Genomic DNA, 21,625 nt, shown 5'->3' with positions numbered 1-21,625 from the left:
TCTGGCGCCCGTTGCCGTCAGAACTGTCAGCTGCAGCCGCTGGTGGACCCGCAGCCCTCGCAGACGTAGCAAGAACCGCTGGGCCGCATCTTGGTACCGCAGGTGAAGCAGAGCGGCGCGTCCACTGCATGCCCTGTCATCGATTCCATCAACTCGGCCGTGGTGTGGGCATCGATCAGGGAGGGCTGCCGGGCGCCGTCGACGTTGAAGTCGTCGTAGGCGTCATTGCGCAGGCTCTCTGCCTCGGGCATCTCGGCTTCTTCCTCCTCCGAAAGGTAGGAGCCGGTCGCGACGTAACGGGCCCGCTCGGCGGCGGTGTAGATGCCCAGGTCAGCCCTGTCGTCGAAGGTCAGGTAGTCCAGCGCCAGGCGCCGGAAGATGTAGTCCATGAACGACTGCGCGATGCGGATGTCCGGGTCGTCGGTCATACCCGCAGGCTCGAACTTCAGGTTGGTGAACTTCTGCACGAAGCTCTCGAGTGGCACCCCGTATTGCAGGCCGATGGACACGGCAATGGAGAAGGCATCCATCACACCAGCCAGCGTGGAGCCCTGCTTACCGAGCTTCAGGAACACCTCTCCGAGGCGTCCGTCCTCGTAGGCGCCGGAGGTCATGTACCCCTCGGCGCCGCTGACGGAGAAGCTGGTGGTGCGGCCCTGGCGTGACTTCGGCAGACGCTCCCGCTTGGGACGGTAGACGACCTTCTCAACCACTTTCTCGACAACTCGGACGGCATCCTCTTCCTTATCGGATTTCTTGCCGTCGGACAGCGGCTGTCCCACCTTGCAATTGTCGCGGTAGACCGCGAGCGCCTTAAGCCCCAGTTTCCAGCCCTGCCGGTACACATCCGCGATGTCCTCGACGCTGGCCGACTCTGGTAGGTTCACAGTCTTGGAGATGGCTCCCGACAGGAACGGCTGCACCGCTGCCATCATCCGCACGTGCCCCATGGGAGCGATGGCCCGCTGCCCCATCGCGGTGTCGAAGACCTCGTAGTGCGCCTCCGCGAGACCCGGCGCCCCGACCACGTGCCCATTCTCGGAGATGAAGTCGACGATGCCCTGGATCTGCTCTTCGGTGTAGCCGAGCTTGGTGAGCGCCCGCGGGATGGTCTGGTTGACGATCTGCATGGAGCCACCGCCAACGAGTTTCTTGAACTTCACCAGGGAGAAGTCCGGCTCGACGCCGGTGGTGTCGCAGTCCATCATGAATCCGATGGTCCCGGTGGGCGCCAGCACAGAGGCCTGGGCATTGCGGTAGCCGTTGGTCTCCCCCAGGGAGACCACCTGCTCCCACTCCCGGGTGGCAACCTCGTGGAGGGTCTTGTCCGCGGCCATGATGGGCGCCGACTCGTTGGCGGAACGGTGCCTGCGCATCACGCGTTTGTGTGCCTCGGCGTTGCGTGCGTAGCCGTTGTAGGGCCCGACGATCCCGGCCAGCTCCGCGGAGCGGCGGTAGGAGACAGCAGTCATGATGGAGGTAATGGACGCGGCGGTGGAGCGCCCACCGTCAGTGTCATACCCCTTGCCCATGGCCATCAGAAGCGCCCCGAGGTTGGCATAGCCGATACCCAGCTGCCGGAAGTTGCGGGTGGTCTCACCGATCGCCTCGGTCGGGAAGTCCGCGAAGCAGATGGAGATGTCCATCGCGGTGATGATCAGCTCGACGGCACGCACGAACCTCTCGGCGTCGAACACCCCGTCCTGCCTCAGGAACTTCAGCAGGTTGAGGCTCGCCAGGTTGCAGGAGCTGTTGTCGAGGCTCATGTACTCAGAGCACGGATTCGAGGCTGTGATGGGGCCGGTCTCCGGAGTGGTGTGCCAGGTGTTGATGGTGTCGTGGTATTGGACCCCGGGGTCGGCGCACTCCCAGGCCGCCTTGGCGATCTTGCTGAAGAGTTCCCGGGCATCAACCTTCTCGATGACTTCACCGGTGGTGCGGGCGCGCAGCCCGAAGTCGCCTCCCGTATCGACTGCCGACATGAACTCGTCGGTGACCCGGACCGAGTTGTTGGCGTTCTGGTATTGCACAGAGGTGATGTCCCTGCCTCCGAGGTCCATGTCGAATCCGGCGTCGCGCAGCGCCCGGATCTTCTCCTCCTCGCGGGCCTTGGTCTCGATGAACTCCTCGATGTCCGGGTGGTCGATGTCGAGCACGACCATCTTCGCGGCGCGACGCGTGGCACCGCCCGACTTGATGGTCCCGGCTGAGGCATCCGCGCCACGCATGAAGGAGACCGGGCCAGAAGCGGTACCGCCCGAGCTGAGCAGTTCCTTGGAGGAGCGGATACGCGACAGGTTCAGGCCGGCGCCGGAGCCTCCCTTGAAGATGAACCCCTCCTCCCGGTACCAGTTGAGGATGGACTCCATCGAGTCATCGACGCTGAGGATGAAGCAGGCGGAGACCTGCTGGGGCGAGGCGGTGCCCACGTTGAACCACACTGGCGAGTTGAACGAGAAGTACTGGTGGAGCAGCAGCCAGGTCAGCTCTGCACCGAAGACCTCGGCGTCCTTCTCGGTGGCGAAGTACCCGTTGTCGCGGCCAGCCTTGACGTACTGGCCGACGACGCGGTCGATGAGGGTCTTGAGGCTGGCCTCACGCTGCGGGGTGCCGAGCGCGCCCCGGAAGTACTTGTTCGTCACGATGGTGGAGGCGTTCACACTCCAGAAGTCGGGGAACTCCACTCCATGCTGCTCGAAGACAACCTCCCCGGTCTTCCAGTTGGTCTGCACCACATCGCGCAGCTGCCACGTGACCTCGTCGTAGGGGTGCACTCCCTCGGTGGAGAACACGCGCTTGACGGCAAGACCCACTCCCAGGGCGGGTTGCTCACCGGCGCGTTCCCGGCGGGTTGCGGACTTGGTCACAGTGGCGGTCATGAATTTCCTCACTCGAAACTGGCAACGGGACTGGTTTGTTCAGCCGATCAGGGGGTCCTGGGTGTCAGACTCGCGGCGACGCCTGCGCCGCGAGCCTGTAGTGGGTTCAGGCAGTAGTGCATCGCCGGTTGGCTGGCGTCTTCTCATGGAGTCGATCTCGTCGATGAAGTCCTCGACAGAGCCGAAGTTCTTGTAGACCGAGGCGAAGCGCAGGTAGGCCACGGGGTCCAGCTCCGCTAGCGGGCCGAGGATCGCCACCCCGATGTCCTCGCTGGTCAACTCAGCCTGTCCGATGGAACGCAGGTCCTCTTCCACGCGCTGCCCGAGGGCGGCCAGCTGGGCAGCGGTCACCGGACGGTTCTGGCAGGCCTTGGCGACCCCTTTGATCACTTTATCCCGGTTGAACGTCTCCACAACCCCGGAACGTTTCAAGACGTAGAGCTGGATCTGCTCGACGGTGGTGAACTTGCGCTGGCAGGAACAGCACATCCGGCGCCGGCGAATGGCCAGGCCGTCATCCGTCGCACGCGAGTCAGACACCTTGGTGTCTGCATGGCGGCAGAACGGACAGTACACGGCAGAGTCCTCTCACACGGCCCCGTCCCCTGGGGCACGGCTTATCGCGTTGCTCCCCAGCGCCCTATGGCATCTAACTCAACACAATTTATTGAGTAAACAAGAGGTAGCAACCACTAGATATTGGGAACTCTATGCCCACTCCCCCGCCCCGTCAAACATCACGCGAGGCGTGTTGCGGGAAACCCCTCAGCGGTCACTGACGGAGACCGGCGCTGGATCCGACTGGTTGAGGGAAGCGATCCCCGGCGCCGCGACGATGAAGGCGAGCACCGTCAGCACGGTGAACGCCACGACTTTGATGCGATGCACGAGATGGGGAGCGGGACGCAGGACCGAACAGGCCACACCCTTGCCACCTCGAGGCACGACGAGCCTGCGGGATGATCTCGCAGAACCACGGGCTGAGGAGCGGGCGCAGGGCCCCGCAGGGTTCCCTCTACTGCAGATGACAACGGCCGGCTCGGCGACTTCGGTGCTCATGATTCCTCCACACGTCTGCTGTCCACGACGGCCGCCATCCGCGGCACATCGAACTGATGTTCGATCAGATTACAGGGCGCAGCGGATTTTTCAAACATGCTATCGATTATGCTGCGCCGTGCGCATCCTCACGGAAGTAGACACGGCACCACTGACATTTTCCGGTCAGCACATGCTGGCTCGAACAATTGTTCGTATCCTCGGGTAGGATGCCTCCATGGCAGACGAGACCCACCCCGCGGAGGCCAAAGAGGCCACGATCATCCGGCTTCCCTCTCGGAAGGCCTCGCGTGCCGGACGTCCCAGCAAGAAGCAGGTTGCCGCCGACGTGGCACGCATCACGGGCGTCCCGGACGCGGCCCCGTCGTCCCCCAGCGTCGACACCCTCACTCCCCGCCAGCAGCTGATGCTGAAACTGATCCGGGAGGCCGTGGATGCCGATGGCTACCCACCGAGCATGCGCGAGCTGGCGCAGCGAGCGGGCCTGGCCTCGACCTCCTCGGTCTACTACCAGCTGAAGGTGCTGGAGAGGGCAGGTTTCATCCGCCGGGACCCGAACCGGCCACGCGCCATGGTGGTCACCCTGCCGGATGGCACCGAACCCGAAGCCCCCGCTCCGGATCTACCGGTCCCGGAACAGAGCCACGATACGCACCCTGCTACCGTCGAGACCCCGCTGCTCGGCCGGATCGCAGCAGGCGGGCCGATTCTCGCCCAGGAACAGGTGGAGGACGTCTTCGCGCTGCCCAGGCAGCTGGTCGGTCAGGGCACTGTCTTCATGCTCCAGGTACAAGGCGACTCGATGATCGACGCCGCAATCTGCGATGGTGACTGGGTGGTGGTGCGCCAGCAGCCCGATGCGGACAACGGCGACATTGTCGCGGCTCTGCTCGACGACGAGGCCACGATCAAGACCCTCAGCCGTCGCGGCGGCAAAGCCTGGCTGATGCCCCACAACCCGGCTTACTCCCCCATAGACGGCACCCACGCCCGCATCATGGGCAAGGTGGTCGCGGTCATGCGGAGGGTGTGAGCCGCTACCCCGGGCAAGTCATATGCTGGAGGCCTGGAAGAATCCGGTTGAGAGGTATGCCATGACTAGCTCCACAGATGCAAAGACGCAGCGGCGCTACCGGCTCTCTGAGGTAGCACGCTCTGGGGAAACCGCAACCCGCACGCCCTTCTTCACCACGGACAACACGGGCGGGGTGGTCTGGGTGGTCAAGCCCGGCCAGGAGGTGATGGCCCACGACCACTCGGCGTCGGACGACATCTGGATCTGTCTCCAGGGCAGCGGCGTGTTCTTCCCCGAGCCCTGCGAGGAGCTTGAAATCCAGGCCGGCGACGTGATGGTCTCCAGGCCCGGGCAGTGCCACGGGATGCGCAACACGGGAGACGAGGATTTCATCTTCGTGAGCGTGATCTCACCTGCCCCGTCGGACTTCAATCCCATCGACTGCGATTGCGACTGACTGCTTCTTCCCCTATTCGCCGCCGACCAGGCGGGCGTGAACTTGGTCCAGGTCGGTCGTGACCGGCCCTCGCATGTTGGAGATGCCTGGGTTGTCGGCGTAGCGGGGCAAGACGTGGACATGGAGATGGAAGACCTCCTGCCCCGAGTCGGCACCCGCATTGCTCAGGATGTTGCAGGCCGTGGCTCCCAGCCTTTCCTTCAGCAGGTCACCTACGGTGCCGATGGCCGGGGCGATCTCAGCAAGCGCAGCCGGGTCCTCCAGGACGTCTTTCACGTGACGGCGGGGGATGACCAGGGCGTGGCCCTGCTGCCACGGGTTGATGTCGAGGAACGCGACTGCGGTCTCGTCCTCATAGATCCGCTTCGACGGGATCTCGCCCTCGACAATCCGGCAGAACAGGCAATCGCTCATGGTCCTCACACTCCTCGCACCTCGAAACCGGCTGCTGCCAGCTCCTGTTTGACCTCAACAATAGTGAGCCGCCCATAGTGGAAGACGCTGGCGGCCAGCACGGCGTCGGCCCCCGCGCGTGCGGCCTCGACGAAGTGGGTGGCGGTCCCAGCGCCACCGGAGGCGATCAGAGGCACATCAACCACCTGGCGGACGGCACGGATCATCTCGATGTCAAACCCATCCGTGGTGCCGTCAGCGTCCATGGAGTTGAGCAGCACCTCCCCAATCCCCCGGTCAGCTGCCTCCCTCACCCATTCGATGGCATCCCTGCCGGCTGGCCTGCGGCCACCATGGGTGGTGACCTCGAAGCCCGACGCGGCCCAGCCGGCTCGCCTGGCGTCCAGGGACAACACCAGCACCTGATTGCCGAAGCGCGCGGCGATCTCGTCGATCACACCTGGCGCGGCAAGCGCGCCGGTGTTGATACCCACCTTGTCGGCTCCACAGCGCAGCAGCTCATCCACATCCGCGGCCGACCGCACTCCCCCGCCGACCGTGAGCGGGATGAACACCGTCTCAGCACAGCGGGTCACCATCTCACGCGTGGTTGCCCGGCCCTGCGCGGACGCGGAGATGTCCAAGAAGGTCAGCTCGTCAGCCCCTTGCGCTCCATAGCGGGCAGCCAGCTCCACCGGGTCGCCCGCATCCCTCAGGTCGCGGAAGTTGACTCCCTTGACGACTCGTCCGTCATGAACGTCGAGACAGGGAATGACTCGCAGCGCAACCGCCATCAGTCCTCCTCAAGGTCGGTGTCGACAACGCCCCGCCGCATAGCGAAGACCGCCTCCCGGCAGGTGCGGCGCAGATCCCCCAGGCCCGCCGCGGTGGCGATCTGTCCTGCCAGATCCACGACCTGCCGCACCCAGCGCACGAAGTCACCGGCGGACAGGCCACTGATGCGCAATACCTTTGCGAGCTCCTGGCCGCTGGCCCAGCGCCAGGCCGCCTCAGCGAAGCCGATATCCGGTTCGCGCCCCCGGTCGCGGCGGTGGTTGCGTTCCAGCGCCCCGACCTCACGCCACACGGTACGCAGCGCGGACTGGGCGGCCTCACTGGCGGCATCCGGCATGCGCGGGGGCCGCTGATCCCGGCTGGGTCGTGACTCGTAAAGCAGCGAGGACAGAACCGCGGCCAGTTGCGGTGCGTCCAGGTCAGCGAACACGTCACGCCGGATGCACTCGGCGGCGACGAGGTCCAGCTCGTTGTAGATGCGGCGCAGCATCCGGCCCGCGCCGGTTAGCTCGTCACCGTGCAGGTAGCCGAGGTCGGAGAGCACCCCGCACACCCGGTCGAACTGCACCGCCAGGGAGTTGGCTCGTCCCGTCAACTCTGCCTCCAGGCGTGCTGCCTCCCGCTCCAGCCGGATGGCGCGTGCCGCGGCGACGGCGTGCAGTTCCCGTTCCTCGCAGGCATGACAGGGGTGCCGTTTCATCTCGCGTCTCAGCTCTGCGATGCGGGCGGCCTGCGCCTCATCGGTCGGGGTCGGGTCGAAGGTAGGGGTCTCGGGATCGACGGATTCCAGCTTGGCGGACAGGGACGCCAGGAGCTCCCGGCGGGCCTTGCGATCCTGCGCCGAGAACCGCCGTGGGACGCGAACCCGGGCCACGGGCGCGGGCGCCCCGGGCAGGTCGTGGGGCCGCAGTCTCAAGATGGTGTGGTCAGCGGCGATGATCTGCGCCCAGGGCACACCGTCGCGGCTCTGCTTCTGACCGACGGCCAGCACTACGCACCAGCCCTGTCTCGGCACCCAGATCACATCGCCTGGCATAAGTTTCGAGATGGCCTCGGCAGTGTCATCTGCCCGCCGGGCGCGGCGTGCCGCAGCGGAGATGCCCTCCAGCTGGGAGATCTCCTCACGCAGCGCTGCGTATTCCATGAAATCCCCCAGGTGACACTCGGCCTCAGCACGGCTGGCAGCGATCTCCCGCCCCCGGTCACGACCAGCGCGACTGGCGGTGACCACGCTCTTGTCGATGGTGAACTGCGCAAACGACTGGTTCAGCACCTCACGCGCTCGTTCCCTGCCCATCGCCGCCGTCAGGTTCACGGCCATGTTGTAGCTCGGGCTAAACGAGGAACGCAGCGGATAGGTGCGCCTGGAGGCCAGGCCCGCCACCGCCCTGGGATCCATCCCGGGCTGCCAGAGCACGACGGCATATCCCTCGACGTCAATGCCCCGCCTACCGGCCCGCCCGGTCAGCTGCGTGTACTCACCCGGCGTGATGTCCACCACGGCCTCACCGTTGTATTTGACCAGTTTCTCCAGCATCACTGTGCGAGCTGGCATGTTGATGCCGAGCGCCAGGGTCTCGGTCGCGAACACCAGCTTGCAGGCCCCCGTGGCGAAACCTTCTTCGACGATCGCCTTGAAGGCAGGCAGCTGCCCGGCGTGGTGGGCGGCCACCCCAGAGCAGAGGGCTGCGCGGAAGTCCTCGTATCCCAGGGCATCCAGATCGGCCATCGACAGTCCGGCAACGTGCCGGTCGGCGATCTCCCCCAGCAGGGCCGCCTCATCCCGGCTGGTGAGGGTGACCCCGGCTGCGAGCAGTTGACTGACGGCGGCGTCGCAGCCGGCCCGGCTGAAGATGAAGCAGATCGCGGGAAGCAGCCGGGCCCTCTCCAGCACACGAGCCGTCTCAGCCCGCGAGGTTCGCTGCCCCGCGAAACGCGGGTGCACATCGCCGCCGAAGGACCCTGTACCGCGCGGCCGTTTCCCGCGGCCAGAGCGTCCCCGGGGCCGGCGTGAGTCATCACGTACGCGCGTGGCCTCGGCGCGGGAGACCTTCACCAGTTCACGATTCACCTTCGCCGCGCGACTGCCTGGAAGTTCCCTGGCGGTCGGGGCGATCCCCTCAAACAGGTCGATGAGTCTCTTTCCCACCAGCACCTGCTGGTAGAGCGGCACCGGGCGTCTCTCGGAGACCACGATCTCGAAACTGCCGCGCACGGTGCGCAGCCAGTCGCCGAAGTCCTCCACGTTGCTGACAGTCGCGGACAGCGCCGTGACCTGGACCTGGGGAGCCAACCCCAGGATGACCTCCTCCCACACCGCTCCCCGGAACCGGTCGGCCAGATAGTGCACCTCGTCCATGACGACATGCCCCAGGTTGTTCAGTCCCGTGGAACCCGCATAGATCATGTTGCGGAGCACTTCGGTGGTCATCACCACCACCGGCGCGTCGCCGTTGACTGAGGAGTCCCCAGTCAGCAGGCCCACCTGTGCGACACCATGCCGGGCTACGAGATCGTGGTATTTCTGATTGCTGAGAGCCTTGATGGGGGTGGTGTAGAAGCATCTGGACCCCGTCTCCAGGGCCAGCCACGCGGCGAACTCACCGACCACGGTCTTACCGGCCCCGGTCGGGGCAGCCACCAGCACCCCAGCCCCCGACGCGAGAGCCTCACACCCAGCAAGCTGATAGTCGTCAAGCGGAAAGGAGTAGAGCGCGGCGAAGCGCTGCACCTGATCGGTCACGGCCCCAAGGTAGCAGGGCCGGATCAGGCGACGAAGATCTTCAAGATCCCCGGCGCGCACTCAGCCCGCACGGGCACCTCCCCCAGCTCCTCGCCATCGCCCATCACGAACAGCCCCGGCCCGGCCAATTCGATGCTGCGCGCCCGGAACTGCTCCACGCAGGGATGTCTGACGAATGCCCCCGAGTACAGGGACGGGAGCAGCCTGAGCAACACCCCGCGCGAGACCGTCCTGATCACGGTCACGTCGAGCAGGCCGTCGGATGGATCGGCGTCGGGGGCAATCCGCATGCCGCCGCCGAAGAGTCCCGTGTTCGCGACCGCCACCAGCATCGCCTCCTGGGCGCGAGGCTCCCCGTCCACCACCATCTCGTAGTTCAACGGCGAGAACGAGGCCAGCTCCCGCAGCGCGACATAGCCATAGCTGAGGGCCCCCAGGCGCAACCGGATGCGGTTGGTGGAGCGGTTCACGCGAGCGTCATATCCCGTGGAGACCACAGCGCCGACGTACCGCTGCGGGAAGGCGCCATTCGAGATGCGCGTCAGGTCGACGGTGCGCGTCCGGCCCCCGACGATCGCCCCCACCGCCTCATCGACGGTGCGGGGCACGCCGACGCCACGAGCGAAGTCATTGCCGGTTCCCGCCGGGATCAGCCCGAGGACAGCGTCAGTCCCCGCGGCAGCATTCAAACCCAGATGGGCCATGCCATCTCCGCCCATCACCAGCAGCGCATCCCCCGGCCGGGCCTCAAGGGCTGCCGCCCGGGTCAGTTTCTCGGCATCACTCCAGGAACTAGAGGAGATGATATGCAGCTCAGCGGTCGGCACCTGGTCCCGGAGCCGGCGCGCCACCTTCGGCAACATCCGGCCCGCGCGCCCGCCACCAGAGCGCTCATTGACCACCAGGGTCAGCAGGCGCGGCTTCGCCAGTTGGTTCACTTGCCGTCGTCCACGTCAATATTGAACTGCGCCTCATCGGACTCGACAATTCCCTTGCGCCTGTCCAGCAAACGACAGATCATCTCAGCTATGTAGAACAGCAGTGTGACGGGGATCGCCATACACAGCATGGTGAAGGGATCAGTGGAAGGGGTCGCGACAGCTGCAAGGACGAAGGATGCGAAGAACACGCCCTTGCGCCACTTCTTGAGCTGATAGCCGCGCACGACGTTGAACAGGTTCAAGGCCACTACGATCACCGGCAGCAAGAAGGATGCCCCGAAGATGAGTATCACCTTCAGCTCTAGGCTCACGAACTCAGACATGTCCTGGTAGTTCATCACGCCCAGGCCGGTTGGCGTGAAACTAAGCATCACCGCGATGCCCTTGGGCCAGATCCAGTAGCCCATTGCACAGCCCAGCAGGAACAACGGGATCCCTGCCCCAAGGAAGGCCATCACGTATTTCTTCTCTTTGGCCAGCAGCCCTGGGGCGACGAAGGCCCAGATCTGATAGAGCCACACTGGGATGGTGATGATCAGGCCACAAATGATCAAGATCACCACCCCTAGGGTGAAGGGCCCAGTCACACCGGTATTGGCTAGCTGCAGCATGGCCTCACTATTGGCTGCCGTCACATCATCCCGGGCAACCAGATAGGGATACATGATGAATTCCACCAGAGGCTGGTAGAAGAAGGCGCACCCAATCGCGGCGAGCACCAGGGCCAATGCCGAGATGGTGACGCGGTAGCGGATCTCCCGGAGATGATCTCCCAGGGACATGCTCCCGTCGGGGGATTCCTTTTTGGGCGGGCGGAACCAGCTGGACCGACGCGGTTTCGCCTCAGCACGGCTGGTGTCGGAGCTCAATGTGATCAGTGCCCCGTCTCAGCCTGACGAGAGTTGAGAGCGGCTTCCCGGGCCTCCAGCTCGGCTTCCTTGAGGGCCTGCTCGCGAGCCTCCAGGTCACGCTGGCGGCGTTCGAGCTCGGCAGCCCGGTCATCGACGATCTCAGCCTCCACCACCTCGGGCTCCGCGGGCTTGTTGCCGTCTTTGTCCTGGTCGGTGGACTTGACCTCCTCCTTGAACTCCCGGATGGAGCGCCCGACCCCCTTGCCGATTCCGGCCAGGTTTCCGGCCAGGCGCGAACCACCGAACAGCACCAGAGCTATCACCAGGATGATCAGTAGTTCCATAGGGCCAATGTTCGGCATGTGCAGTTACCTCGTTCCGGATTTGTTGGTTTCCTGTGAAGCTTACTCGCGGTGCTTGCGGGGCAGCTGAACCTGCGCAGTGAGCGCCCTGAGCTCATCGTGACGTTCTCCCAACATCCGTACCTCCACCAGAACGTCATCGATTTTGTGCCGCACCCCAAGGGCCATGACCACCAGGGCCACCACCCCGGCCGCCGCGAGGCCGCCGAACACGAGTAACCAGATCACACTACGCGATCGTACCCGACTGTAGGTCACGGCTCTTCACGACCGTATGCGCGCAGCGCCTCCCAAGCCCGCTCAGCGGCTTCGGTGACGGCCTCACCGTCGCTGACAATGACAACGTCCTCGCCGAGCCGCAGCAGCAGCGACACCAGCCAGTCACGGCTGCCGACAGGAAGCACCACCCGCAGCCCGGTCACATCGGACTCGACGGAATGAGTCGGATAATACTCGGGGACCCAGGATGCACCTGGCCCCAGGGTCAGCTCCACGCGGCGTTCGGAGTCGGCGAACCAGGATCCTGTCGCCTCTTCCAGCCCTTCCCGGGCGGGTGAGAGCTCGTCCAGCACTTCGACGGAGCGGATCCGGTCCATCCGGAAACTGCGCCAGGCATCCCGCAGCCGGGACCAGGCATCCAGGTAGGTGGTGCCGTCCACCACCCGCAGCCGGGCGGGCTCCACCTCGACGACGGCGCGGCAACCGGTTCCCTCGTGATCGATCCGGACCACGCGGCGTTCCTCACATGCCTGGGTCAGGATCCGACGGATCTCCTCGTCACCTGCCGCGAGACTGACCTCGATGCCGGCACCCGCCTGGCCGCAGGCGTCGCTGAGCTTAGCCCTGGCGGAGGCCGCCGCCTCGGAGCCGAGTTCGACAAGAGCACCCAGCGCCACCATCAGGCTCACCGCCTGGACAGCGGTCAGGGTCATGGGGCGCGCCAGCACATCAGAGTTGAACAGGTAGATCTCCCCGTCAGCACGCACCCCCTCGATATCGACATCGAACAGGTCATCGGTCAGTCCTCCTGGCAGCCCGCAGAACTGGATGACCTCCAGGTCCCGCAGGATCACGGCAGGCGTGGTCTGGAAGTCGTGGGCGGCCTGGGTGACCGTTACCCCGGGATTCCGGCTGAGATAGGGCACCAGCTGGATGAGGCGCCGCACCTGATCCGCCGACCTCACTTGGCCCACCTCCCTGCGACCGCCCGGAGTCTTGCCACCACGTCATCAACCAGCTCCTCAGGAGCCAAGGCGATGGCGTCCACGCCCAGCGCGCAGATCTCACCGACGAGCATCGGCGTCAACGGCAGTTCGTAGATCTCGAAACCCTCGGGGTCGCTGTCAAGCCGTGTGGCTGGTTTTCCGCTGCGGGCCAGGTCGCGCCCGCGCCTAGGACGCAGCGCCACCCTGGCCGAGGATTGCCGCTCGGAGGTGGTGAACTCGATGGTGACCTTCTCTGGTGGGGTGTAAGCACCCTCCTCTCCCACTGCCCTGGGAGGGGACGTGACTCGTGAGAGCTTGAAGTAGCGCCGTTGCCCGCGGTCCAAGTCCAGGCCGATCACATACCAGTGACCACGCTGCTGCACGATCCGCCAGGGCTGGAGCCTGCGGGGCTCATCCCGGTACCCGAACCGCACCTCCCTACGAGACCGCAGCGCATCCCACCAGACGTCAAGACCATCGATGGCGGTCAGCTGCGGTTGCAGGGTGAGCAATCGCGCAGCATCTGGATCAGCACCCGCGGCACGGAGCGTCGCAAGTGCCACGCGCGTGTCCTCAGCGGCGACGCTGTCCTGCCAGACCCGGGCAGCAGCGCCCAGCGCTGCCAGCTCGTCCGCGGTGAAGGTGATGGGTGGCAGCTCAAACGCCGAGCGGTCCACCCTGTAACCGGGTTCGTTCGCCTCCGGGTCGAGAGCGCCGGTCTCCACCGGCACTCCGATGCCACGAAGCTCGGCCTTGTCACGCTCAAAAGTACGGTCGAAATTCGCGTCATCCAAGCTCCGGTAGCCCTCGATGACCTGCCGGATGCGGTCGCGCCCCACCCAGCTGCGCGTACTGAGCAGCATGATCAACAAATTGAGCAGCCGCTCCGATTTGCTCGCCGACATCTCACCTCCCTGGTGGAATTAGCTCCCTGGTGGAATTAGAGGGTACCGGGGAGAGGACGCCGCAACAATGGGGGCATGTCAATCGTTGACCGCTATGCCCCCTCTCCCACCTCCGATCTGCACCTGGGAAATCTGCGCACCGCGCTGGCGGGGTGGTTGCTGACTCATCGCGCAAGGGGAAGCTGGCGGCTGAGGGTTGAAGACCTCGATGTGGCACGGGTGCGGGCGGCAGAAGGCGCCGCAGCCCGTCAGCTGAGGGATCTGAAGGACCTGGGAATGGCATGGGATGGCGAACCCGTCACCCAGTCCGAGCGCATGGAGGCCTACCGCGATGCTCTGACCCGGCTACGAGAGCGGACCTACGAGTGCTTCTGCACGCGGCGTGAGATCGAACAGGCAGCCTCAGCTCCGCACAACGACGGATACCGTCCCTATCCGGGGACCTGTGCGAGGCTGTCGGCGGCTGAGCGCAGCAGGAGACGGGAGGAACGGCCGGCAGCGATCCGGGTGCGTGCTGAGAATGCGGTGTTCACCGTGACGGACCGGTTCTCAGGCGAGGTGACCGCTACCGTCGATGATTTCGTGCTGGTGAGGGGAGACGGCGTGCCTGCATACAATCTCGCCTCTGTGGTGGACGACATGTACCAAGGGGTGACGCAGGTCACGCGCGGCGCCGACCTCCTCAGCTCCGCGCCCCGCCAGGCATGGCTGACCACCCAGCTGGGCGGGCAGCCGCCGGCCTATGCACACATCGGCCTAGTCACCAACGATCGGGGGAAGCGCCTGGCAAAACGTGACGGCGCGGTCACCCTGGCCGATCTGCAGGCCCAGGGATGGCGCACCAGCGACGTGCTGGCCGAGCTGACCGCGTCACTGGGTCTAGGACGTCACACGACACCTCACGAAGCCCTGGACGCCATGCCCAGGCTCCTGCCTGCCGCCTTTCACCTCCCCGTCACGTGGACGGGGAGGCAGCTGGTCAGCTTGCAGCCTTGACGTCGAGGATGTCGATGACGTAGACGAGCCCCTCACCACTCTCGAGACCCATGCTCGGGTTCCCATTCGGGAAGGACTCAGCGGCGGGCACGATTAGCATCACGCGCGACCCCGCCGTCTGCCCCAGCAGACCTGTCTTCCAGCCCGCGATGAGGCTGGCGAGCTTGCCCTCCTGGGGTTGCCAGGCGTCATAGATCAGCTTCCCGGACTTGGCGCCCCAGGCCCGGTACTTCACAGAGACGCTGGACTCGGCGGTGATCTCTGTGCCCGCACCCTTGATGAGCGGCTGGACCACGAGCTGCTCGGCGTTGACGCCACCCTCCGGGATCGCGACCTCCGGTTTGCCCTCGGTCATGGTGACCGCGGGCAGGCCGTCAGCCGGGGTGACCGCCTCACCTGTGGCCTCGGTGTAGGAAGCGGAGACGATGTCGACGACGAACAGCAGGGAGTCACCCGCCTCGATGCCGGCTTTGGCGTTGCCCTGGGCGTAGCCGTCAGCACCTGTCATGCCGATCAGCACTCGCGACCCGACCTTCTGCCCGGCCAGGCCGGTCTTGAACCCGGGGATCACCCCGTCCAGCTTGAACGTCGCGGGCTGGCCCTTGGTGTAGGAGCTGTCGAAAGGCTCGCCAGTGCGCCCATTGACGCCCACGTAATTGACTGTGACGGTGGAGGTGTCACCGACGACCTGGGAGTTGCTGCTGTCACGCAGTACCTTGGTCTGGGTGCTGCTGATGGCCCACGGCGCCGGGACCTTCACCTCGGGGGTGTCGGCATCGGAGACGGTGATCGCGTCGAGGTTGTCCGATGGGGTGATACTCCCCGTGGGCAGGGCAGCCGGGGATGAACTCGGGGCGGGCGAGGCGGGTTCCGTCGCCGCGCCAGAGGACGCCCCTGCAGAGGGATCGGCCGGGGTTTCAGAGCAGGCCGCCAGGGCCACCGCGGATAGAGCAGCAGCCGCAAGGGCCATCCGGGCTCGGGTCATCACTTCACTCAAACGCACCCAGCAGATGCTACCTCAGACCTGGTTACACTCCTCACATCCCGGCGAGATCGAGCAGTGCGCCCAGTTCCTGGCGGCTCAGCTCACGGGTGGTGCCGACCGCCAGCTGGCCGAGCCGGACCGGACCGATGGCTGTGCGCGCTAGCCGGTCCACGGGGTGACCCACAGAGTCCATCATGCGCCGGACAATGCGGTTGCGTCCCTCATGGAGGGTGATGGCCAGCAGCGAACGCGACTCGCCCCGGGAAATTAGCTTGACCCGGTCCGGTTTCACGGGGCCGTCGTCGAGGCGTAGCCCCTTCTCCAGCCGGCGCAGGGTCCGCTGCTCCACGAGTCCCGCGACCTCTGCGACGTAGGTCTTCGGAATCTCGAAACTGGGATGCGCAAGACGATGCGCGAACTCGCCGTCATTGGTCAGGATGATCAGGCCCTCGGTCTCGGTGTCGAGCCGCCCCACGTGGAACAGCCGTTCTGTCTTCCGTGGCAGGTAGTCGGCCAGGGTACGCCTGCCCTCCGGGTCCTCCATCGTGGAGACCACGCCGCGCGGCTTGTTCAGCACCAGGTAACGATGGTGACGTGGCGGCGGGATACGCGCACCGTCCACGCGAATGGTGTCCCGCTCCGGATCCACCCGGCGTCCCTGCTCGGAGACCACCGTGCCGTTGACCTCGACGCGGCCCTCGGCGATCAGGATCTCGCTGGCACGCCGTGATGCCACACCGGCCGCAGCCAGGACTTTCTGCAGGCGGATGCCCTCCGGCTCAGTCATGTTGCTCCTCAATTCCCGACGCGGCGCGCAGTTCAGCCTCCAAGGCTACGGCGTCGGGCAGCAATGGCGCCAAGTCCGGAAGCTCATCCAGCGAGTCGATTCCGAGTTTCTGCAAGAACAGCGATGTGGTCGCGAAGGTCATGGCCCCGCTCGGTTCCTCTCCTGCCTCGGTGATCAGCCCATGCGACAACAGGGTCCTGACCACGCCGTCGACGTTCACGCCACGCACCCCGGAAACCCGGCCGCGGGTGACAGGCTGCAGGTAGGCGATGACGGCCAGGGTCTCCAAGGCGGCCTGGCTCAGCCGGGCCCGGGTCTCGGCAACCACGGCGGCCTCCAGCGTCTCCGCGAGGTCGGGGGCGGTGGCCAGCCGCCATCCCCCAGCGACACGGCGCAGTTCAAAACCCCTGCTGGTGTCCTGGTAGAACCGGGACAGCTGCTCTAGCTCCGCGGTCACATCACGCTCCGGCAGTCCCAGCTGGGCCGCCAGATCCGCTGCGGCCAGAGGCTCGGTGGCCATGATCAGCAGCGCCTCGATGGCACGGCCAGCGTTCACGTCCCCTCCTCGAAGTCATACTCGTCGACGGCGATCTCATGTGCGGCGCCTCCCGACCATCGGATACTGAGTTCGCTGAGCGGGCCGGCCTGCTCGAAGCTGACCCTCCCCGCGCGGAACAGCTCAAGGACCGCTAGGAAACGCACGACGGTGGTCAGGCGGTCGCAGCCGGCGACGAGGGATCGGAAAGTTGCCTGCCCCCTGTCCGCCAGCAGCTCGGAGACGATCCCGGTCTGCTCGACCACGCTGACGCGGCTGCCATGCAGGTGGGTTAGCTGCACCGCAGGCGTGGGTTTCGGAGTCAGTGCCCGGACAGCCAGGCGGGCGAGCCCACTGGGGTCAATCGGCAGCTCAACCTTGACCAGGACACCACGGAACTGCTCCTCCAAGCCTCCGGGACGCCAGTGCTGGCGATCTGCGACTGCGATGGCCTGTCCAACCCAGGAGGCCAGCTGTTTGAAGGCCCGGTACTGGAGGAGCCGGGCGAACAGCAGGTCTCGGGCCTCCAGTGCAGCCAGGTCCTCTGGGTCGGTGACCTCACCGCCCGGCAGCAAGCGGGCGGCTTTCAGGTCCAGGAGGGTGGCTGCGACCACCAGGAAGGAACTGGTCTGCTCCAGCCCGAGGGTCTCCCCTGCAGCCCTAACGTACGCGACGAACTCGTCGGTCACCTGGCTCAGCGCCACCTGTGTGACGTCCAGCTCGCGACGGGAGATGAGCTGCAACAGCAGGTCAAACGGACCCTCGAAGTTCGCCAGGTGCACATCGAAACCGGGAGTGGTCTCAGGTGTCTCCGCGGTCCGGTTGCGGGCCCGCCTGCTCACTTCTGATTCAGTTCCGCCACCACAGCCGAGTCGGCGCCGTTCTCAGCCAGGTCGAGCAGGGCCAAGGCAACGGCGGTGCGCACCAAGCGCCCCCGGTCCAGGTTAATGCCGTGACGGCGCTTCAGCTCAAGGGTGGCATCCTCCAGCGCGAACAACTCCTCGGAGGAGAAATAGACGGTGATCTTCTGGTCATGCCTGATGCGGCCTGACGCCACCGGGCGGGATGCCTTCTCTTTCCCCTGTGGCTCCGATTTCTGCGGCTTGGCCTTCTCAGGGTCGGCAGGAGCTGCTGGGGTGACGGGCTCCGGGGCCTTAGTGGGCCGGAACAACTCGCTCGCGCCGGGCAGGCTGGCCCTCTTGTTCACTGGCACTTCCGCAGCACCTCTCGCGCCAGCATCCGGTAGGCATCGGCTCCCTTCGAGGCCGACGCGTAGGTGGTGATGGGCTCACCCGCGACGGTGGTCTCGGGGAACTTCACGGTGCGCCGGATGACGGTGTGGAAGACGTCGTCGCCGAATGCCTGGACAACACGCTCCAGCACCTCGCGGGAGTGCAGGGTACGTCCGTCGTACATGGTGCCGAGGATCCCGAGAATCTTCAGATCAGGGTTCAGCCGGTCGGCAACTTTGGAGATGGTGTCTGTGAGCAGGGCGATACCGCGCAGCGCGAAGAACTCGCATTCCAGCGGCATGATGACGTAGTCACTTGCGGTGAGGGCGTTGATGGTGAGCAGCCCAAGGCTAGGGGCACAATCGACGAGAATGAAGTCGTAGTCACTGCGCAGCGGCTCCAGCAGGCGCGTCAGGGTCTGTTCCCGGGCCACCTCACTGACGAGCTGCACCTCTGCGGCCGACAGGTCGATGTTGCTGGGCAGGATGTCCATGCCCTCCACCGAGGTCGGCTGGATCACCTCACCCGCCGTGTAGTCACGGGAGAGCAGGAGGTTGTAGACGCTGCGCTCCAGGGTGTGAGGATTCACACCGAGGCCAACGGAAAGTGAACCCTGCGGGTCGAAGTCCACCAGCAGCACCTTGTGGCCAAGCTCAACCAGGGCTGCACCCAGATTGATGGTTGTCGTGGTCTTGCCCACCCCGCCCTTCTGATTGCACATCGAGATGATCACGGCACTCATTTCCCGCCCGGGAGCCGGGGGTGCGGGGACAGGCAGATCTGGCATGGGCCGCCCTGTGGGTCCGATTTCCTCCGGAAGTGTGGATTCTGCGGGCGCATCTGGAACTTTGAACAGTTCGTCGGCCACTTCGCCTCCTAAAAATGTCGACAAGTCCATCCTAGCCAGGATGACAGTGCCATGTGTGCATAAACCACAGGCCCCCGGGAATCGACTGTTCTTCCCGGGGCAAAGATTGTCACCTTGCCCGCGGATGCGATTCGAGGTAGACCTCACGCAGGCGATCCACCGTCACGAGGGTGTAGATCTGTGTGGTCGCCACCGAGGCATGCCCGAGCAGCTCCTGGACTACCCTCACGTCGGCGCCGCCCTCCAACAGATGGGTGGCATAGCTGTGCCGTAGCGAGTGAGGTGAGACATCCGCCTCGATACCGGCCTGCTCGGCATGGCGTACGACGACGGTGAACGCCGAGTTGCGTGTCAGACGCCTGCCACGGGTGTTCAACAGCAGTGCACCGCCCCCGTCGCCCTTGGCGGCGAGGATGGGGCGGCCTCTCACCAGATAAGCGCCGAGGGCCTCCCGGGCGAAGCTGCCCAACGGCACCACCCGTTCCTTGCCGCCCTTGCCCCGGAGCCTCAGCCCCGTGGTCTCGTCGTCCACGACCGTGGTGACGTCGTCGACATCGAGATCGGTGATCTCGGAGACACGGGCGCCTGTCCCGTAGAGCATCTCCAGCAAGACGGCATCTCGCATTCCTATGGGGTCATCCCGGTCCGGTGACGCCAGCAGGGCATCAATCTCAGCGACGCTGAGCGCCTTGGGGAGACGCTTGCCCAGCTTAGGCACCTGGGTCTCGGCAGCTGGATTGCCAGCTGTCACCCCCTCCTCGTGCGCGAAGGCATGCAGGTTGCGCACGCTGACCAACGCCCGCGCCACCGACGTTCCCTTGAGTTCGCCTGCCAGGTCACGCACGTGCTCACTGATCTCCACCGGTGTGACCGCCGCAAGATCGGTCACACCGCGTTCCGAGAGAAACGCAAGATACCGCTCCAGGTCACGGCGGTAAGCAGCGACGGTGTTGGCCCGCAGTCCCCGCTCCACCCGGACGTGAGCCAGGTACTGCTCCAAGATGTCCTCAGCCGCGGTCACTCAGCGACCGGCCCTGACCGGCCAAGGAGCATCTGCAGGCCTCAGCTGGTCAAGCCGCCCGGAGAGCCGGGCTGTCTCCAGAGCCAGCACCCCTGAGACCAGGCTCGGTGACTGGCATTCCCCAGCGAACACAGCAGCAACGAGCGCAGGGCGGAAAATCCATTCGAATCTCATGTGGGCCTCCTCCCCCTCCAAGACGAAGCCCTCCGGCCTAGAGGCAGGGTGCGGGTCACGTGCCAGATAGATCCGCAGGGACTCCTCACAGGCGCCTGGCGTGGTGACGATGTCGATCAGCACATCCCAGCGGGAGGCAGCCAGCTCCGCTTCCTCGGCGAGTTCCCGTTTCGCCGCGGCCACGTAGTCCTCGCCCTCCAGGTCCAACAGGCCGGCCGGGATCTCGACCATCTCCTGACGCACGGGATGCCGGTACTGGCGCACTGCTGCTATGACGTCGCGTTCCTCGTCCCAGCAGACAACCGCCACCGCGCCGGGATGCGTCAGATACTGGCGTGTGATGATCTCGCCGGATGGGGTCACCACGGTCTCGTCCACGAAAGTGGAGACCCGCCCAGCCCCCAGCTCCGCGCGTTCCTGGACTTCCCAGGCAACAGGTCGGTCCCAGCTCATTCACCTTCTCCTCGCTACCGCCCGCGGGCAGTTTCATTGATCTAACAACACCCTGCCACAGAGCGCTCACACACCGCAGCCACCCGCCAGGCCGGCCTGCGAGAGAGCAGCCCGGGTCTCATCGTTGGCCAAAGCCACCCAGTCCTCGGCGTCCTGGCCACCTTCAACGGGGACACCTGTGAATCCACCACTGAGGTCGTGAAAACTCGCCAGGTCGAGCAGGGACGTCCCCTCGCTCAGCGAGGTCTCCGGCAGTGTCTGCCAGGCCAGTGAGTAGAGATGCACAGGGTTGCGGGGCAGCTGCCTGAGTAGGGAGCGGAACACCTCACCACCGCGGCGCTGCCTCCCGGCCGCCCCCTCAGGATCGGGAGTCCAGGTTCCACCGGCCAGGATCTCTCCCTGGCGGCTACGCACGAAACCAAGGGCGGTACGCCCGTCAAGCCTTTGTGTTCCCGCAGGCAGATCGATGTGCGCGTGCTCATCACGTAGCGGATGCTCCAGCGTGACCTCCACTCCGCCGACAGCGTCGACCAGGGTGACGAATCCCCGCAGGTTCATCACGGCAAGATGGTCCACCGGCATCGCTAGACTACGACAAAGACCATCGACGAAAGCCTGCGGGCCCCGCAGCCAGCTGGTTGCCAACCGGTCGTATTCGCTGGGTGCGACCTCGACGAGGAGGTCCCGGGGAATGCTTGCGGCACGGATCTGCCCACCCTGCTGGCGCAACGCCAGGATCAGATCGGCCCGGGCACCATGCTCATCGCTGAGGTCACCGAAGTCGGTGGTTCCTTCGGGCGCAAGGGAGCGGTCATCGATCCCGACGATGACGAGAGTGCGCCCGTCATCGCGTGAGGTGTGAAGCGCTACCTCCAGCCTGGTGGCGCGTGAGGCAAGCAGGCTGCCTGCGGCGGCCAGGCCGACCACGAGAGCCAGGATCAGCATCCCGGGAATCCAGATCCACCTGGG

24 protein-coding genes are annotated in these 21,625 nt (G+C 65.5%); 3 read left to right on the top strand and 21 right to left on the bottom strand.

Going from position 1 to position 21,625, the window contains the following annotated elements:
* Window positions 1-26: 26 nt before the first annotated feature.
* The 3 genes from SK1NUM_RS05820 to SK1NUM_RS05810 form a co-directional block, all read right to left on the bottom strand.
* Window positions 27-2,879, bottom strand: a complete 2,853-nt coding sequence (locus SK1NUM_RS05820; protein ID WP_223927848.1) for a vitamin B12-dependent ribonucleotide reductase — start codon at window positions 2,877-2,879, stop codon at window positions 27-29.
* A gap of 39 nt (window positions 2,880-2,918) precedes the next feature.
* Entirely contained in the window at window positions 2,919-3,455 is a 537-nt protein-coding gene (gene nrdR / locus SK1NUM_RS05815; protein ID WP_212326514.1) for a transcriptional regulator NrdR, read from the bottom strand.
* Between the two features lie 189 nt (window positions 3,456-3,644).
* Window positions 3,645-3,803, bottom strand: a complete 159-nt coding sequence (locus tag SK1NUM_RS05810; protein ID WP_212326504.1) for a hypothetical protein — start codon at window positions 3,801-3,803, stop codon at window positions 3,645-3,647.
* A 352-nt stretch (window positions 3,804-4,155) separates the two neighbouring features.
* Here SK1NUM_RS05810 and lexA point away from each other — a divergent pair, with 352 nt between their 5' ends.
* Both lexA and SK1NUM_RS05800 read left to right on the top strand, forming a co-directional pair.
* Entirely contained in the window at window positions 4,156-4,971 is an 816-nt protein-coding gene (gene lexA / locus SK1NUM_RS05805) for a transcriptional repressor LexA (protein ID WP_212326503.1), read from the top strand.
* Window positions 4,972-5,032: 61 nt separating this feature from the next.
* A complete protein-coding gene (locus tag SK1NUM_RS05800) occupies window positions 5,033-5,410 on the top strand; it encodes a cupin domain-containing protein (RefSeq protein ID WP_212326502.1) in 378 nt (125 codons plus the stop codon).
* A gap of 12 nt (window positions 5,411-5,422) precedes the next feature.
* On the opposite strand, the gene SK1NUM_RS05795 is transcribed toward SK1NUM_RS05800, so the two are convergent.
* The 9 genes from SK1NUM_RS05795 to SK1NUM_RS05755 form a co-directional block, all read right to left on the bottom strand.
* Window positions 5,423-5,824, bottom strand: coding sequence for an HIT family protein (locus SK1NUM_RS05795; RefSeq protein WP_212326501.1), 402 nt, complete (start codon window positions 5,822-5,824; stop codon window positions 5,423-5,425).
* A 5-nt stretch (window positions 5,825-5,829) separates the two neighbouring features.
* Window positions 5,830-6,597 carry an imidazole glycerol phosphate synthase subunit HisF gene (hisF, locus tag SK1NUM_RS05790; protein WP_212326500.1) on the bottom strand — a complete coding sequence of 256 codons (768 nt, stop codon included), beginning with the start codon at window positions 6,595-6,597 and terminating at the stop codon, window positions 5,830-5,832.
* The gene (locus SK1NUM_RS05785) at window positions 6,597-9,341 is read right to left on the bottom strand and encodes a DEAD/DEAH box helicase (RefSeq protein WP_212326488.1); all 2,745 of its coding nucleotides are present in this window, start codon (window positions 9,339-9,341) and stop codon (window positions 6,597-6,599) included. Before SK1NUM_RS05785 ends, hisF begins: the two co-directional genes overlap by 1 nt.
* A 23-nt stretch (window positions 9,342-9,364) precedes the next feature.
* Window positions 9,365-10,279, bottom strand: coding sequence for a diacylglycerol/lipid kinase family protein (locus SK1NUM_RS05780; protein WP_212326486.1), 915 nt, complete (start codon window positions 10,277-10,279; stop codon window positions 9,365-9,367).
* Window positions 10,276-11,064, bottom strand: coding sequence for a twin-arginine translocase subunit TatC (gene tatC / locus SK1NUM_RS05775; protein WP_223927846.1), 789 nt, complete (start codon window positions 11,062-11,064; stop codon window positions 10,276-10,278). Before tatC ends, SK1NUM_RS05780 begins: the two co-directional genes overlap by 4 nt.
* 92 nt (window positions 11,065-11,156) lie before the next feature.
* Complete coding sequence (locus SK1NUM_RS15200; protein ID WP_212326478.1) at window positions 11,157-11,495, bottom strand: Sec-independent protein translocase subunit TatA/TatB; 339 nt, start codon at window positions 11,493-11,495, stop codon at window positions 11,157-11,159.
* Between the two features lie 42 nt (window positions 11,496-11,537).
* Entirely contained in the window at window positions 11,538-11,723 is a 186-nt protein-coding gene (locus tag SK1NUM_RS05765; RefSeq protein WP_212326477.1) for a hypothetical protein, read from the bottom strand.
* 26 nt (window positions 11,724-11,749) lie between these two features.
* Window positions 11,750-12,679, bottom strand: coding sequence for a helix-turn-helix transcriptional regulator (locus SK1NUM_RS05760; protein WP_212326475.1), 930 nt, complete (start codon window positions 12,677-12,679; stop codon window positions 11,750-11,752).
* A complete protein-coding gene (locus SK1NUM_RS05755) occupies window positions 12,676-13,605 on the bottom strand; it encodes a helix-turn-helix transcriptional regulator (RefSeq protein ID WP_212326474.1) in 930 nt (309 codons plus the stop codon). Before SK1NUM_RS05755 ends, SK1NUM_RS05760 begins: the two co-directional genes overlap by 4 nt.
* Window positions 13,606-13,680: 75 nt before the next feature.
* Here SK1NUM_RS05755 and gluQRS point away from each other — a divergent pair, with 75 nt between their 5' ends.
* Entirely contained in the window at window positions 13,681-14,601 is a 921-nt protein-coding gene (gene gluQRS / locus SK1NUM_RS05750; RefSeq protein WP_212326473.1) for a tRNA glutamyl-Q(34) synthetase GluQRS, read from the top strand.
* Here gluQRS and SK1NUM_RS05745 read toward each other — a convergent pair.
* From SK1NUM_RS05745 to SK1NUM_RS05705, 9 genes are all read right to left on the bottom strand, one after another.
* The gene (locus SK1NUM_RS05745) at window positions 14,585-15,604 is read right to left on the bottom strand and encodes an FKBP-type peptidyl-prolyl cis-trans isomerase (protein WP_223927844.1); all 1,020 of its coding nucleotides are present in this window, start codon (window positions 15,602-15,604) and stop codon (window positions 14,585-14,587) included. The genes gluQRS and SK1NUM_RS05745 overlap by 17 nt on opposite strands.
* Before the next feature lie 34 nt (window positions 15,605-15,638).
* Window positions 15,639-16,373, bottom strand: coding sequence for a pseudouridine synthase (locus tag SK1NUM_RS05740; RefSeq protein ID WP_212326471.1), 735 nt, complete (start codon window positions 16,371-16,373; stop codon window positions 15,639-15,641).
* Entirely contained in the window at window positions 16,366-16,929 is a 564-nt protein-coding gene (scpB, locus tag SK1NUM_RS05735; RefSeq protein WP_212326469.1) for an SMC-Scp complex subunit ScpB, read from the bottom strand. Before scpB ends, SK1NUM_RS05740 begins: the two co-directional genes overlap by 8 nt.
* Entirely contained in the window at window positions 16,926-17,750 is an 825-nt protein-coding gene (locus tag SK1NUM_RS05730; RefSeq protein WP_212326467.1) for a segregation and condensation protein A, read from the bottom strand. Before SK1NUM_RS05730 ends, scpB begins: the two co-directional genes overlap by 4 nt.
* Entirely contained in the window at window positions 17,747-18,115 is a 369-nt protein-coding gene (locus SK1NUM_RS05725; protein ID WP_212327528.1) for a hypothetical protein, read from the bottom strand. Before SK1NUM_RS05725 ends, SK1NUM_RS05730 begins: the two co-directional genes overlap by 4 nt.
* Window positions 18,112-19,038: a ParA family protein gene (locus SK1NUM_RS05720; RefSeq protein WP_223927840.1), complete on the bottom strand. Its 927-nt coding sequence runs from the start codon at window positions 19,036-19,038 to the stop codon at window positions 18,112-18,114. The genes SK1NUM_RS05725 and SK1NUM_RS05720 overlap by 4 nt, the downstream gene beginning before the upstream one ends.
* Window positions 19,039-19,117: 79 nt before the next feature.
* Complete coding sequence (locus SK1NUM_RS05715) at window positions 19,118-20,029, bottom strand: site-specific tyrosine recombinase XerD (RefSeq protein ID WP_212326463.1); 912 nt, start codon at window positions 20,027-20,029, stop codon at window positions 19,118-19,120.
* The gene (locus SK1NUM_RS05710) at window positions 20,030-20,656 is read right to left on the bottom strand and encodes an NUDIX domain-containing protein (RefSeq protein ID WP_212326461.1); all 627 of its coding nucleotides are present in this window, start codon (window positions 20,654-20,656) and stop codon (window positions 20,030-20,032) included.
* A 66-nt stretch (window positions 20,657-20,722) separates the two neighbouring features.
* Entirely contained in the window at window positions 20,723-21,601 is an 879-nt protein-coding gene (locus SK1NUM_RS05705) for an LCP family protein (RefSeq protein ID WP_212326459.1), read from the bottom strand.
* Between the last annotated feature and the right edge of the window lie 24 nt (window positions 21,602-21,625).

Source organism: Arachnia rubra (assembly GCF_019973735.1).
Classification (GTDB): domain Bacteria; phylum Actinomycetota; class Actinomycetes; order Propionibacteriales; family Propionibacteriaceae; genus Arachnia; species Arachnia rubra.
The sequence above is the reverse complement of the archived record's forward strand: the minus strand, read 5'-3'. Positions and strand labels throughout refer to the sequence as shown.